Here is a 14,554-nt window from a genome sequence, read left to right as displayed (position 1 = left end):
GCCCCGACCGGGTCGGGCAGCGCCCACTCCCTCTGAGGGTCCCCTCAAACGGGGCCAGAGCACTTGCCAGGCAAGCCGCCCGACCTTTCTCCGTTCGCCCATGCGGGCTCGGATCAAGGGCACTTGAGCCCTTGATGCCACGGCTCGGACGAAGGCGCTCTGTTCCGGAGGTTCTTCCAGCGCGGTTGTCTGCACCGCACCCACCGTTCTGCCCTGGAGCACGCCGGGCAGCCCGCGAACGTGGTCCGCGTGAAAGTGCGTCAGGAGAACCAGGGGGATGCTGGTGATCCCAAGATCGCGGAGACAACGGTCGACCGGTTCGGGGTCGGGCCCCACATCGACGACCACAGCCCTCCCAGCACCAGCCGCCAGCACCATGGCATCTCCCTGCCCCACATCGCAGAGGGCGACCGTCCAACCGGACGGTGGCCATCCGGTGAGCAGCCTGGCGAGGGGAACCGGGCGGAGCACAGCGATCACCAGCAGCCCGGCGAGAACGGCTGCCGTCCATGGATGGTGCCGCAACCTGCGGAGAATGAGCACAACGAGGGCGGTGACCGCCGTAAGCAGCAGCCCGCCCCACCACCCTTCCTGCCACTTCATCTGTGCTCCGGGCAGCGAGGCACCGATGCGGGCGACGGAGGCGATCCAGCCGGTCGGCCAGCCCGCCACCCTGGCGAGCGACTCGGCAAGCGGCATGGCCATCGGCGCAGTCGCGAGGGCCGCGAAGCCAAGGACTGTGGCTGGGGCGATCGCGAGTTCGGCGAAGAGATTGCAGGGCACCGCGACCAGACTCACCCGGCCGGCGAAGACCGCTACCACCGGAGCACAGACGGCCTGAGCAGCGGCGGCAGCGGCGAGCGCCTCTGCGAACCTCGGCGGTACGCCTCGACGCTGAAGTGCCGCACTCCAGCCGGGGGCGATGGTGAGCAGCGACCCGGTGGCGAGCACCGAGAGCAGAAAGCCGTAGTTTCGTGCCAGTCGGGGGTCGTAGAGGACGAGCAGCAGGACTGCGGCGGCCAGCGCGGGGATGAGCGACCGACGCCGTCCGGTACCGATCGCCAGCAGGACGATGGCTCCGCAGGCGGCGGCCCGCAGCACGCTTGGCTCTGGCCGGCAGACGATGACGAAGGCGAGTGTCAGCGCGCCTCCCAGCAGGGCCGTCCCGCGCAAGGTGATGCCGAGCCGGGGTGCGAGTCCCCCTCGCTCGGCGAGCAGTGCCCGCCCGGGCGGTCCGATCAGCAGGATGAGGACGACGCTGAGGTTGCTGCCGGAGACCGCGAGGAGATGCGTGAGGTCGGTCGCCTCGAAGGCGGATTGCAGATCGGGGGTGACCCTCGTGGTGTCACCGACGATGAATCCCGGCAGGAGGGCTCGGGGGTCCGAGGCGAGTGGGTCGGAGGCCTCACGTAGTCCAGCCCTCAGATCCCCGGCCATGCGCTGGAGTGCAGTAGGCCCTCCGACGATGTGTGGATCGGCTCCCCTCACCCTCAGCACAGCGGCATAGCGGTGGTCGCCGTCCAGCGGTGGCGCAAGCTGGCCGGGCAGCCGCAGGCGGGTGGAGGGGAGCAGTCCCTGCCAGCGTGCCAGGACGGCTGCGGACAGCCCAGGTCGTACGACCACCAGGACGGGATTCCTGGTCCGTGTGATCACTCCGTCGGACGAGGTGACTGCGGTCGACTCGGCATCGATGAGCAAGGCCCTTGAGGCCCATGAGTCGCCCGGTGTGCGGGGACGGGTGAGCTTGGGGTCGGCCTCGACCGTCAACTCGACTGTGGCGTGCTGATGCGCCGCAGCCAACAGGGGTAGTGGACCGCGCCGTTGATCGGCGCTGTGCAGTCCTGCCGCGGTCGCGCCCGCCGCCGCGCACAGGAGGACCGCGGCGAGTGCGGTAGCACTCAATCGCCAACGCCCGCCCGTACCGCCTGCTCGGTCCTGGGGCGTTATGGGGGCAGCGCTGGTTCTCGGTCGCCGGGTACCCCTTGCGACGCGGATCGCCACCGGTGCCAGCAGCAGCACTGCCAGAGCGAGGCAGAGTGTGACGCCAACGAGGGTCGCCCATCCCGGAACGCCCACCGCGAGCGCGGCAGCTCCCCATGCCGCGAGGGCGGGAATCACCAGCCGTAGGTCCACGGGACTCTCCTGGCGGGGATGAGCGTCCCCCCGCTGGCGGCCCGCTCCGGAGTGGCTCCCGTGCCGCATCACGGCCGTACCAACGGCTCGAGGTCGGCGAACCGCCGATCGCCGATGCCATCGACCTCGCGCAACTGGTCAACCGAGCGGAAGCCCCCGTTCTCGGTGCGGTAGTCAACGATGTGTTGGGCCAGGACCGGGCCGACACCGGGCAGGGTGTCCAAATCGTCCTCGGTGGCCGCATTCAGGCTGAGCACCCCGCTGATCTGTGCACCACGGGCATCGGAACCGCCGCTCCGGCCTCCGGCAGGTGCGTCAAGGCCAGGCCCAGCCGGGTAGCCGGTTCTCGGAGGCGCGCCAGTCATGAGGGGTGGCAGGGGAACCCCCACCACGACCTGCTCACCATCGATCAGCACTCGCGCCCGGTTGAGACCCGTCGTATCGGCGTCCGCCTTCACACCGCCCGCGGCCGTCAGGGCATCGGCGACGCGGGAGCCCGCGGGCAGTCTCAATACACCCGGTCGTCGCACCTTGCCTGAGACATCGACGACGATGCGTCCGACCGCCGGCGAGCCAGGACCCGTTGGTGATCCCGGTGCGGGTGCGGGTGCCTGTGCTGCCGCCGTGCTGTCTCGGAGGAGCTCTGGGGCGGGCACAGCCGCTGGGCGCCCGCCCCAGAAGTGGTGCCCGGCGAAGCCTGCCGCCACCAGAAGGACAACCACCAGCGCGGCCAGCGCTCTCGGTTCGAGTCCACAGCGCAGTTGCACCCAGAGCGGCAGTCGCTCCCGGAGGGCAACGCCGATCCGCCATCGGGCTGGGGAGGTTGTGGAGGCGGGTTGGTGCTCTGATTCCGATGCCTGGGGCGGGCGGGCCATCGGCTGCGGCTCTAACTGCATGGACACGGAGGGTGCTTGCGGTGGACCCATGCGAGTCCTTGGGGTCAGCCCCGAGCGCCCTCCGCTGTCCTCGCCGGAGGCGAGGCCTGGGGCGCCCAGGGCGGAAGCCCATGCTGCGCTGGGCGTCCGCCCTGGGGCGGAGGGTTCCCGTCCGTAAGCGCCGGACCGGCAGGGGCCTTGTTGTGGCGGGGCAGCCCGCGCCCCGGGTTCCGGGTCGCTTCGCCTGACCGTACGCCCGGCGCCATGGTGCGTCGCGCCGGGAGCGGGTGGGCCGGTGAGGCTTTCGTCCGACGGCGAATCAAACGGGGTGACCGCTCTTCGACGGGCGGTTGTGGTCGAAGCAGCCAACGCGGTGGGCCTCGTCGCACGCATCGAAGAGATTCGAAGAGCGCGGCCCCCGCCTCGCTCCCGACCGGGCCGCGACCTGGGGTCAGGCCTGGAGCTGGCTCCTGGGACCGGAGCGGAGTCAATGTTGAGCCCCATGCCGGGTGCAGAACGCCGACGGGAGCGGAAACGGGAACCGAAGGTCGGACCGGTGCCACGCCGAGTACGGGCGCGACCGTCCGATGCCGGGCCACGGCCCGGCCCGCTGGTTGCGGAACGTGATCGAAGATCCATGCATGGGACGCTAGACAACCTCGGTCGACTCTGCTGAATGGCCTCAATTGCAGTGGAAAACCGCTGCATTGTGGATAACCAAGTCACCCACAAGGACCTCAGTGATCCCCATCGAATCTCTTGGGCCATGTAGACACCAAGGACCCCAAGGTCAGCGGCTCTCTCATGTCCAGCTCAAGCTCGACCGAGATGGGCAAGCCCGCCGAAGCCCTGCCAGTCCCGGTAGTTCCGAACAATCCCACCAGCCCCGGCAGCCCCGCTCCTGCCATCCTCCCGCGCCAGCCCCCGGTGAGTTCCGACCGCTCTGGTAGCCCAGCCGCCTCTGCTGGCGAACGACGCCAAACCCGGCCGTCCAAGTTCAGCCACGCCCCCTGGACCCACCGCAAGCCATCGGCCCCTCGCGCCCTTGAGCCCTGCCCGCCGAAAACACGGAGCCCGCCGAGAACAGGGAGCCCGGACGACGAGTTCCCCACGAAAGCAGCGATCCCAGCCAGCCCAGTAGGACCCAGCCAGCCCAGCAGCGACCATGTCGAGACGATCGAGCAAGCACCACCGCCCGCCACCCCAAGGCACCCCTCGCGAGGGCCATGAGGAGCCCAACTCGGGCGGCCTCAGCGCGGTGAGATCACGGCACCCAGCAGTCCTGGCCCCGTATGCGCCCCGATAACCGCGCCGACCTCGCTGACATGGAGATCGACCAACCCAGGTACCCGCTCCCGCAACCGCTCGGCCAAGGCCGCGGCCCGTTCAGGAGCGGCCAGATGGTGGACAGCGATATCCACCGCCTTTCCTGCTGCCTCCGCCACGGCGATCTCCTCCAGCCGAGCGATCGCCTTGGACGCCGTGCGCACCTTCTCCAACAACTCGATTCGCCCACCGTCCAGTTGCAGTAGGGGCTTCACCGCGAGCGCCGAGCCCAGCAGTGCCTGAGCAGCACCGATGCGGCCACCGCGGCGCAAGTAGTCGAGGGTGTCCACATAGAAGAAGGCCGCGGTGCCCTCGGCCCGCTTCTCGGCCGCGGCCACCGCTTCATCCAGCGTGCCACCGCCCTCGGCGGTTTGCGCGGCAGCGAGCGCACAGAACCCCAGGGCCATCGCGACCATGCCGGTGTCCACCACACGCACCGGTACCGGAGCGTCCTTGGCCGCCAGCACAGCGGCATCGTAGGTACCCGAGAACTCGGACGACAGATGGAGCGAGACGATGCCGGTCGCTCCCGCCTCGGCGCTCGTCCGATAAGTCTCCGCGAAGGTCTGGGGACTGGGTCGCGAGGTGGTCACCGGGCGCCGTTTCTGGAGGGCGAGGGCCAGCGAACGGGCGGAGATCTCCGTGCCCTCCTCCAGCGCCTGGTCGCCGAGAACAACGGTCAGGGGCACCGCCACGATGCCATGGCGGTGCATCGCCGGCTGCGGCAGGTAGGCCGTTGAATCGGTGACGATCGCGACATGGCGGGACATGAGCGGGAGGTTACCGTTCAAGGCTGGCAAACGGCAGCCCGGTCGCCATAGGTCCTGGCGATCCCACCGTGCGCCATCCGATCCGCATGGGCAGGGTCACACCACGCAAGCTGACGCCCCCCACGTCCCACGGCTCTGCCACATGCCCACCCGGTTGCCCCAAAGCCTCCGGAGAACACCCGCGAACCCCATCTGTCAGCACACCAGCGGAAGGCCGCCACACCCAGGTCCCCCTACGGGGCACCTCAGTTGGTCGTCTCGGGCCGCGCGGACTTCTGCCACGGGTAGCTGTTCTGCCGGGGGTCGGGTGCGGTGATCGCCTGGGGCTGCTGCTCGGGGCGGGGCTCCCCCGGCTGGCCCGGCTGTCGAGCCGTATCGCTGTGGGTCGCGCCGGTTTCCGCATCGGACCAGGACTGATCGGCGACCGTCCGGCCATCTCCCGCTGGGGGCCACGATGTCTCCCGCGACTCCTCGGCGCTCGTGGCGCCGGGCTGGGGCGCCGGGTCCGACCAGTGGCGCAGCGCTCCCGCCTCCATGTCGATCTGACCGCTGAGCACATCCAGATCGTCCTCGGCGAACTGCCGTGCCCGGTCCCTCGCCGCCCAGCGAAGCGACTCCGCCGAGTGTGTGATCCGCTCCATGCGCTCCCGCAGTTCGGGCAACCGGGCACTGAGCGTCGCCCGGTCCGGATCCCGCTCCAGGCTCCTCAGCTCATCGTCCAGCTCACGTCCATGGACACTGAGCCGCTCAAAGAGGCTGATGGATTCGGAGAGCGATGCGTCCTCTGCCACTCCCGCGTTCAACGCGTCCTGGGTGGCTCGCATGGAGGTGCGCAGCTTCAGCCGCAGCTGTGCCAACTCACCGGCGACCCCGACCTGGCCGAAACTCTTGGCCCGCAGGGTGGTGTCCTCGACCGTACGACGGGCTTGGGTGACCGTGCGCTCAACGCCGCGCTTGGCCACGCGAACGGCTTTCACCGTCGCATAGACCCCGAGCGCCACAAAAGCGACAAAGAGCAGCGCCAGTATCAAAATCGCGCTTTCCATGGGCGCCCCTTCGCCGTCGGTTGTCCTGCGTCCACCGTAGTCGTGCTCCTCCCACCGTAAACGCCGCAGGCAGGCCAAGGGTTCCATCGGAACCCTCAACCTGCCCGTAGGGGAAACCCCAAGCGGCCCCGAGTGGGTCGCGGCAACCGCCTTGACACCCACCGGGGTCTGCCCGCGCAACCCCGTGGAGCATCACGGTTGCGGACAGTTCCGTCGGAGCGGTCGAAACTACTCGGGGACGATGTTGACCAGCTTCGGAGCCCTCACGATGACCTTGCGGATACCCGCGCCGGCCAGCGCGGCCACGACAGCCGCGTCGCCCAGCGCCAGCGCCTCCAGCTCCGTGTCCGAGATCGACGGCGAGACCTCCAGCCTCGCCTTGACCTTGCCCTTGATCTGAACCACGCAGGTCACGGCCTCGTCGACCACATAGGTGGGGTCGGCGACGGGGAAGTCCTGATGAACCACCGATTCGCTGTGGCCCAGCTTCCGCCACAGTTCTTCGGCGATATGCGGGGCCAGCGGGGCCACCAGCAGCACCAGCCGCTCGGCCACGCTCCTCGACAGCGGGCCGCCGGCCTTGGTCAAATGGTTGTTCAGCTCGGTGATCTTGGCGATCGCGGTGTTGAAGCGCAGGGCGGCCATGTCCGCCCCGGCGCCGTCGATGGCCTTGTGCAGTGCCCGCAGCGTGGCCTCGTCGGGCTCATCGTCGACAACGGTGATCTCGCCGGTTGCCTCATCCACCACATTGCGCCACAGCCGTTGCAGCAGCCGGTACTGACCGACCACAGCCCGGGTGTCCCACGGCCGGGACACGTCCAGGGGGCCCATCGCCATCTCGTACAGCCGCAGCGTGTCAGCGCCGTACTCCGCGGCGATCTCGTCCGGGGTGACGGCGTTCTTCAGGGACTTGCCCATCTTGCCCAGCTCGCGCTTGACCGGCTCGCCCTCGTGGAAGAACTTGCCGTCGCGCTCCTCGATCTCGGCGGCCGGCACCGGGAAGCCCCGGCCGTCCCGGTAGACATACGCCTGGATCATGCCCTGGTTGAACAGCTTGTGGAACGGCTCCGGGGACGAGATGTGCCCCAGGTCAAACAGGACCTTGGACCAGAAGCGCGCGTACAGCAGGTGCAGTACCGCATGCTCGGCGCCACCCACATACAGATCGACGCCCCCGTGCGGCATGCCCTCGCGGGGTCCCATCCAGTACCGCTCGATGTCGGGGGCGACCAGCTGCTCGCTGTTGTGGGGGTCCAGATAGCGCAGCTCGTACCAGCAGGAACCAGCCCAGTTGGGCATGGTGTTGGTCTCCCGGCGGTACTTGCGCGGGCCGTCGCCCAGGTCCAGCGTGACATTGACCCATTCCGCGTTACGCGACAGCGGGGTCTCGGGCTGGGTGTCGGCGTCCTCGGGGTCGAACGTGCGCGGCGAGTAGTCATCGACCTCGGGCAGCTCCAGCGGCAGCATGGAGTCCGGCAGCGAGTGCGCCACACCCTCCTCGTCGTAGACGATCGGGAAGGGCTCGCCCCAGTAGCGCTGACGGCTGAACAGCCAGTCCCGCAGCCGGAAGTTGACCGTGCCCTCGCCGATTCCGCGTGCGGTCAGCCATTCGGTGATGCGCGCCTTCGCCTCGGCGACCTCCAGGCCGTCCAGCGAGATCTCCTCGTTCGAGGAGTTGATCGCAGGCCCCTGCCCGGTGAACGCCTCGCCCTCCCAGCCCTGCGGCGGCGCTACGGTACGGATGATCGGCAGCCCGAACGCCTCGGCGAACTCCCAGTCCCGCTCATCCTGGCCGGGAACGGCCATGATCGCGCCGGTGCCGTACCCCATCAGCACATAGTCGGCCACGAAGACCGGGATGCGCGTCCCGGTGACCGGGTTGACGGCGTACGCACCGGTGAAGACACCGGTCTTGTCCTTGTGTTCGGTCTGCCGCTCGACGTCGCTCTTCGTCTGCGCCTGCTTGCGGTACGCGGACACGGCATCAGCGGGAGTCGCCGCCCCACCGGTCCACGCCTCTTTGGTGCTCTGCGGCCACTCGGCGGGCAGGATCGAGTCGATCAACCCGTGCTCGGGGGCCAGCACCATGTAAGTGGCGCCGAACAACGTGTCGGGACGGGTGGTGAAGACCGTGACCTGGGCGTCGTCGCGCCCCTCGATGGCGAATCCGACCCGCGCGCCCTCAGAACGACCGATCCAGTTGCGCTGTTGCAACTTGATGGCCTCGGGCCAGTCCAGTGCGTCCAGATCGTTCAGCAGCCGGTCGGCGTACGCGGTGATCCGCATGTTCCACTGGCGCAGCTTGGCCTTGAAGACGGGGAAGTTGCCACGCTCGGACCGGCCGTCGGCGGTGACTTCCTCGTTCGCCAGTACGGTGCCCAGGCCCGGGCACCAGTTGACGGGGGCGTCGGAGGTGTAGGCCATCCGGTATCCGCCCAGAACGTCAGCGCGCTCGATGGCGCTCAGCTCGCTCCAGGGCAGCTCGGAACCAGGGACCGCGCGCTCACCGGACTCGAACTGCGCCACCAGCTCCGCGATCGGACGGGCCTGCTGCGCCGCTGCGTCGTACCAGGAGTTAAAGATCTGCAGAAAGATCCACTGGGTCCACTTGTAGTACTCCGGGTCGATCGTCGCGATCGATCGTCGCTGGTCATGGCCCAGACCCAGCCTGCGCAGCTGCCGCTTCATGTTGTCCATGGCGGACTCGGTCGACACCCGCGGGTGGGTTCCGGTGGCCACCGCGTGCTGCTCAGCGGGCAGCCCGAAGGCGTCGAAGCCCAGGGTGTGCAGCACATTGTGACCGGTCATGCGCTGGTGGCGGGCGAAGACGTCGGTGGCGATGTATCCCAGCGGGTGTCCGACGTGCAGACCCGCACCGGAGGGGTACGGGAACATGTCCATGATGAACTTCTTGGGCCTGTCCACCAGGGCGGGGTCCCCGGCCAGGTCACCGCTCGGGTTGGGCGCCTCATACGTGCCGTCGGCGTCCCAGAAGTCCTGCCAGCGTGCCTCGATGTCAGCGGCCATGGCAGCCGTGTATCGGTGCGGTGCGGCCACCTCGGCAGCGGAGGCGGCAGAGGCAGCAGAATTCGTCTCGCTCATGATCCTTAAGGCTCCATCGATCGTCTCTGCGCAGCGGTTCGGAATGGGCATTGCCCGCAAACAAAAGGACCCCTCACACAGGAGGGGGAGCCGCGCCGATTCCGACCGGACCTTTTCATCCGTCGGGACTGATCAGCGCGGCTCGCTAAGCAGAAGGCGTACGGCACGCATACCGTCAGAGTACCGCAGCGGGCGATCCGGAAGCGCGGCGGGTTTACTCCCCGTAGTGCACGGGCCGGGAGCCGGCCGCACCGCGCGGGCTGCGAACGCAAGCGGGAAGGCGCCGCGAGGAATGCGGCGGCCGGGTCGGTCGGTAATGCGGATGGCGCAGGGGTCAACGGTAAAACCGATGCCGCCGAGAGGGGAAGACCCGCCCGGGAATGGTGGGTGGTAAGGACCGGAAAAATCGCGTCCCGCTCTCGCCATCGAGACAACCTCGGGCGAACTCCGTATCAAAACGCATGGACGCCGACCTGTACCCCAGAGACCAGAACAGCGACTCGGTGCAGGTCACCGGCCTCAGTCCGGGAACAGCTCCCGTGATCCCAACTCTCCCTGCTGGACGCGCATATCAACCCTATCCGGGGCAACCTCAGCATCCGGTCGGCGCGGTTCCCCCCTCTAAACCCCGAAACGTCGTTCCGCCCGCCAGGGGGCGACTTAGCATTCCTCAACGGGACCGCATTTCCCGCACCCTCGGAGTTGCCCCATGAAGCCTCATCGCAAGAGTCGTTCATCGCCCGCCCCGAGTGCCGGACTCGGTCGCCCCGTGCAAGGCGGCCTGACCGTCGCGGCATTCGTGCTCATTCCTCTTCTCGCCATCGGTGGCAGCGAGAGTTTTCGCGCAACACTCGACTTCACCACGGGAGTCCTGGCCCTGGTGGCTCTGACGGCCTCGATCGCCTGGGGCCTGATCGCGACCGACCGGCTTCTGCTTTCCCCGCGGCACCGGCTTCTCGCACAGGCCATCCACCGCGCCACCGCGGCAGCCGCCCTCGGTTTCCTGCTTCTCCACGCGACGGTGAAGGTGTCGCTCGGGCATGTCGATGTGATCGGAGCGTTGATTCCGTTCGGACTCGGCATCACCGGCACGGCCGGGTTGATCGGCTTCGGCTCGCTGGCCGGGCTCCTGATGGTGATGGCGGCCGCCACCGGTGTGCTGCGCAGCGCCCTCGCGGGCAACATCAAGGTCGCGGGCCGCTGGCGAGCACTCCACATGCTGGCCTACCCCGCCTGGTGTTTCGCCGTGCTGCACGGCCTCTTCGCCGGTCGCCCGGCAGCGCCCTGGGTGGTGGTGATGTACTCCCTCGCGCTGGTGAGCGTCGCAGGCGCGCTCTCCATACGATTGCTGCCTCGACCGGTCCGGCGCATGATCTGCGACAAGATCCTCGCCCTGACCGGCCGTGGCAGCGGCGTCCCCCCCACCATCGAAACGCCCCTGCGGGAGCGGGCCCCAGCGCCGCTCCGCGACACTGACGAATCCACTCAGGTCGGGCTTGAGTGGATGAACGGCATTCCCTCCCAGCGACCGTACGGAGCGAGCGCTACGGACCGCGACGCAGTCGGCCGCCGACGTCGGCAGGCCCGCATCGCACCACCCTCCCCCCAGCTCTACGAGATCCCTCCGCGACCGGCCGCCGACCCCCCCGTCGGTGCCGGCTACGGCGTTCCAGGCGGCCAGGTGGGCGCGGGGATGGGCGCCGGGATCGCGGCCGCCTACCACGCGGTCTCCCTCGCGGGTGAGTCCTCCGTTCCGCTGGCCGAGCGAGTTCCGATGACCGAGGAGCTCCCGGTCGTGACGGAGAGTGGGCAGGCCCCCGGCGAATGGCGGGCACCGTCACCTCCGCCGCCCGCACACGCCTTCCCCTCCACCCCGACCGCACCTCCCCGGCCGACCACCCCCGCGCCGCCCTACGAACCTGCCGGATACGGGTCCAGCGCCCCGGGAACGGGGTTCTACCCGCCGCCTCCGGGCGCCGCGGCCCCCCCGTTCGACGCCTTCTCCCGGCCCTCGACCCCGGCGTTCCCCGCGCCTCCCCCGGCCAGCCCTCCCCCGTACGAAGCGCCCTTCGTCAGCTCGTACGAGATGTTCCACGCCGGTTCCTACGAATCAGCCTCTTACGAATCCGCGACGCCCGGTTCCTATGCGGCGGGTCCGGCTGGTTCCTACGCACCCGGCTACGCGGCCTCGTACGACAGCACAGAAGCCATGCCGGGCCCCTTCTTTCCGCCCCCGGCCGGAGAGCCCTGGAACGCGCCCGCAGGAGAGCGACCTTGAACACCCCCCTCCCCGATGTCCCTGAGGTTCGTGTCGTCGGCCTACCCCAATTGACCCAGGGGTTCGACCTCGTCGAGCGGCTCGACCTCCAGATGCACCTCAAGGTCCACGGCCCACTGGAGCCGATGACCGGAGAGCGGCTGGCACAGCTCGCCGAGGAGATATCCCTGCGCGGTCGCGGTGGGGCAGGCTTCCCCTTCGGACAGAAACTCCGGGCCGTGGCCAAGTCAGCCATCCGGCGTGGGGTGCGGCCCGTCATCGTCGTCAACGGTAGCGAGGGCGAACCCGCCTGCCGTAAGGACACCGTGCTGCTCAACCGTGCGCCGCATCTCATCCTGGACGGCGCGCTACTGGCAGCCGAGGCGGTGGGTGCGCGAACCCTGGTCGTGGCAGTGACCCGCAACTCCACGGAGATATCCATGCGGGCCGCCCTCGCCGAGCGCGGCCTCTCCGACCGGCGTGGCCAGCGGATGCGCGCGCGAATCGTCCGTACGCCAGAGCGCATGGTCTCCGGGGAGGCGTCCTCGGTCATCCGTGCGGTCAACGGCGGCCCGGCGCTGCCACCTGGCCGTCGAGTCCGTGCCTCGGACAGTGGCGTCGGCGGCGCGCCCACCCTGCTGTCGAACGCCGAGACCTTCGCACAACTCGCCGTCGCAGCCCGGATCGGCGCCCGCCGCTACAGCAACACCGGCGCGGGCTCGGAGCCGGGCACGGTGATGCTGACGATCTCCGGCGCCGTGCTGCGGCCCATGGTGGTCGAGGTTCCCACCGGCGTACCGCTGCGGTACGTACTCCAACTGGCGGGCGCTCCCCCACTTCCCCAGGGGGTGCTGACCGGCGGTTACCACGGGAACTGGATTGACGCCGCCGCGGTACAAGAGGCGGTCGTCTCACGGGAGTCGCTGTCCGCCGTGGGGGGTTCGCTCGGCGCGGGTGCCATCCTGCCGATCGGCCCGGAGACATGTCCTCTGGGTGAAGCCCTGCGGGTCGCGAACTGGCTCGCCGCCGAGACGGCCGGGCAGTGCGGTCCCTGCAAGTTGGGCCTACCCGCTGCCGCGGGTGGGCTGGCTGACGTCATCAACGGCGGCGGACCGGCAGCCCTGGAGGCCCTGCGCGAGGTCACCCAGGCCGTGAAGGGCCGAGGGGCGTGCAAGCACCCCGATGGCTCGGCGCGATTCTTCGCCTCGACGCTGTCCGCGTTCACCGACGATCTGGCGGCACACGTTCTCTACGGGGGGTGCGGCCGGGAGACAACCGGTGTGCTGCCGCTACCGCTGCCCGGCTACCAGGAGGCGGAAGAGTCAATTCCCAGCGGTGAGAAGGTCCTGATCGACTGGACCCTCTGCCAGGGGCACGGCCTCTGCGCCGACATCATCCCGGAGTTGATCCGGATCAATCCCGATGGCTATCCATCCGTGGCTGACGCGGTGGTGCCCACACATATGCAGGGGCGCGCACAGCGTGCCGTACGACGATGTCCGGCCCTGGCGATGCGGATGGAGCAGACGGTGATCCCGGCGTCAGCGGCCCGTCCGGGGTTGCCGGTCTCGCGCCGCAGGGAACTGGGCAGCGGTCGTAGTTGACGAGCGTCCCGGACCACTGGGCGAACGGGTAGGAGTGGTGGGGTTCACCAGGGTGGACCCCACCGTCCTTCCACGGTCGGCCCGCTGTCGCTGACGGGGGACAACCACCGAACAGCAGAAGATCCCGCCCGGTCGGCTGACCTGACGGGATCTTCCAAAGGATCTTCTTGTGGAGCTAAGGAGAATTGAACTCCTGACCTCCTGCATGCCATGCAGGCGCTCTACCAACTGAGCTATAGCCCCTTGCGAGATGCCGCCCCGGTGAAGGTTCCCTCCGTGGTGACGTCGACAACATTAACGCTGACCGGGGCTCTTCACCAAATCCTTTCCCCGCCGTACGGAACGGGGTGCCGGCAGGTCCTCAGACCCGGGTCCGGGCCGAGCGCACCCGGAGTTGAACCGATGGGCCAGAAGACGGGTCAGGCGGTCGCGAAGGAGTAGAAGCGCTTCAGCGCGCAGTGCTCGTCCAGCAGCCGGCCGTAGATGGGCTCGCCCTCAAGTTCTCGATAGGTCTCGATGGGGTCGCCCTTTATGATCAGCGCCCGGGCACACTCCTCGCACCAGTACTGGAACTCGGGGTTGACCGGGTCCATGTCCCGCACGATCGGCGTACCACTGCCGCACCAGTCACATTTCCGCCTGTGCGCTCCCATCACTCAGCTCCAGCTGTGGCCGCAGGACGTGCACACGTAAGAGACTCCGCCGTTGTCGCCGAGCACCTGGGCGACATGCGCCGATTCGCAGGATGGGCAGCTGAGGGGTACATGGGTGTCCGCTGTGGCAAGCAGATCATCGGTCTCCTCGCTCCTGCTGGCGGACATCACTCTCAACCTCCCCGTACCGGCCGGTGTCCACTCCGGCCGTCCGATTCTGCCATGACCACGTGAGAGGGACGGTGGCGTTGACAGGAAGGTGACGGGAAACGCGAGATCCCGCCCCCCTGGAGGGACGGGATCTCGATTGTGGAGCTAAGGAGAATTGAACTCCTGACCTCCTGCATGCCATGCAGGCGCTCTACCAACTGAGCTATAGCCCCGCGTGTTCTTCGCGCTCGGCGCTGCGAACAAGTAGAACTTTAGCCTGCGACCTACCGGAAAGCGAAATCCGGAGGTAGGGGCCCGGTAGCAGCCTCGCTGCCAGGTCACGGGGGTGGTGGGGACGGGTCCGCCAGCGTCCGCGGAGGCAGGCCACGGTCCTCTGGATGATCACCTGCCCGGCCTTTTCCACCACCTGTGCGGACCCGGGTGACCCCGGTGCCGGAACCCGGGGACCGGCTGCTCCGAGGGGTGGATGCCGCGCGGGCAACCGATCGTGCGCGGCACGGACACAGCTGCCAGGCACGGCTACCGCGGCACTCCTGCTGTGTCACTGGGCCGTGTCACTGGGCTGCCTCACCGGGTTACCTCGCTGGGCTGTGTCGCTGAGCTGGCCTGCTGAGCTG

Annotated in this window: 8 protein-coding genes, 2 tRNA genes and 1 pseudogene; 2 read left to right on the top strand and 9 right to left on the bottom strand. The window is 68.8% G+C overall.

Translation table 11 applies throughout. From position 1 onward, the window contains the following. The 5 genes and pseudogenes from NBG84_RS09280 to leuS form a co-directional block, all read right to left on the bottom strand. Positions 1-2,202, bottom strand: a pseudogene (locus NBG84_RS09280) (ComEC/Rec2 family competence protein); the annotation flags it as partial. Beyond that, positions 2,202-3,029 carry a ComEA family DNA-binding protein gene (locus tag NBG84_RS09275; RefSeq protein WP_425608598.1) on the bottom strand — a complete coding sequence of 276 codons (828 nt, stop codon included), beginning with the start codon at positions 3,027-3,029 and terminating at the stop codon, positions 2,202-2,204. The gene NBG84_RS09275 and the pseudogene NBG84_RS09280, both read right to left, overlap by 1 nt. A 1,229-nt stretch (positions 3,030-4,258) precedes the next feature. Further along, positions 4,259-5,104 (bottom strand): DegV family protein, encoded by an 846-nt coding sequence (locus tag NBG84_RS09270; protein ID WP_250918838.1) that lies wholly within the window; start codon positions 5,102-5,104, stop codon positions 4,259-4,261. A gap of 245 nt (positions 5,105-5,349) precedes the next feature. Beyond that, positions 5,350-6,150, bottom strand: a complete 801-nt coding sequence (locus NBG84_RS09265; RefSeq protein ID WP_250918837.1) for a hypothetical protein — start codon at positions 6,148-6,150, stop codon at positions 5,350-5,352. A 228-nt stretch (positions 6,151-6,378) separates the two neighbouring features. After that, the gene (leuS, locus tag NBG84_RS09260; protein ID WP_250918836.1) at positions 6,379-9,252 is read right to left on the bottom strand and encodes a leucine--tRNA ligase; all 2,874 of its coding nucleotides are present in this window, start codon (positions 9,250-9,252) and stop codon (positions 6,379-6,381) included. Between the two features lie 709 nt (positions 9,253-9,961). Here leuS and NBG84_RS09255 point away from each other — a divergent pair. Further along, positions 9,962-11,530 (top strand): ferric reductase-like transmembrane domain-containing protein, encoded by a 1,569-nt coding sequence (locus tag NBG84_RS09255; protein ID WP_250918835.1) that lies wholly within the window; start codon positions 9,962-9,964, stop codon positions 11,528-11,530. Further along, positions 11,527-13,113 carry a ferredoxin gene (locus NBG84_RS09250; protein WP_250918834.1) on the top strand — a complete coding sequence of 529 codons (1,587 nt, stop codon included), beginning with the start codon at positions 11,527-11,529 and terminating at the stop codon, positions 13,111-13,113. Before NBG84_RS09255 ends, NBG84_RS09250 begins: the two co-directional genes overlap by 4 nt. 170 nt (positions 13,114-13,283) lie before the next feature. On the opposite strand, the gene NBG84_RS09245 is transcribed toward NBG84_RS09250, so the two are convergent. The 4 genes from NBG84_RS09245 to NBG84_RS09230 form a co-directional block, all read right to left on the bottom strand. Next, a tRNA-Ala gene (locus tag NBG84_RS09245) sits at positions 13,284-13,356 on the bottom strand. A 176-nt stretch (positions 13,357-13,532) separates the two neighbouring features. Next, positions 13,533-13,766, bottom strand: a complete 234-nt coding sequence (locus NBG84_RS09240; RefSeq protein WP_250918833.1) for a hypothetical protein — start codon at positions 13,764-13,766, stop codon at positions 13,533-13,535. A gap of 3 nt (positions 13,767-13,769) precedes the next feature. Continuing rightward, entirely contained in the window at positions 13,770-13,934 is a 165-nt protein-coding gene (locus NBG84_RS09235; RefSeq protein ID WP_250918832.1) for a hypothetical protein, read from the bottom strand. A 142-nt stretch (positions 13,935-14,076) separates the two neighbouring features. Then, positions 14,077-14,149: transfer RNA gene (locus NBG84_RS09230), tRNA-Ala, on the bottom strand. Positions 14,150-14,554 lie beyond the last annotated feature (405 nt).

The organism is Streptomyces albipurpureus (genome assembly GCF_023701525.1).
GTDB classification, from domain to species: domain Bacteria; phylum Actinomycetota; class Actinomycetes; order Streptomycetales; family Streptomycetaceae; genus Streptomyces; species Streptomyces albipurpureus.
This window is presented reverse-complemented; position numbering and strand designations above follow the sequence as displayed.

Coding starts and splice junctions, on each gene's coding strand:
- NBG84_RS09275 (WP_425608598.1), bottom strand. CDS start 3,029: ATGCAGTTAGAGCCGCAGCCGATGGCCCGCCCGCCCCAGGCATCGGAA.
- NBG84_RS09270 (WP_250918838.1), bottom strand. CDS start 5,104: ATGTCCCGCCATGTCGCGATCGTCACCGATTCAACGGCCTACCTGCCG.
- NBG84_RS09265 (WP_250918837.1), bottom strand. CDS start 6,150: ATGGAAAGCGCGATTTTGATACTGGCGCTGCTCTTTGTCGCTTTTGTG.
- leuS (WP_250918836.1), bottom strand. CDS start 9,252: ATGAGCGAGACGAATTCTGCTGCCTCTGCCGCCTCCGCTGCCGAGGTG.
- NBG84_RS09255 (WP_250918835.1), top strand. CDS start 9,962: ATGAAGCCTCATCGCAAGAGTCGTTCATCGCCCGCCCCGAGTGCCGGA.
- NBG84_RS09240 (WP_250918833.1), bottom strand. CDS start 13,766: ATGGGAGCGCACAGGCGGAAATGTGACTGGTGCGGCAGTGGTACGCCG.
- NBG84_RS09235 (WP_250918832.1), bottom strand. CDS start 13,934: ATGTCCGCCAGCAGGAGCGAGGAGACCGATGATCTGCTTGCCACAGCG.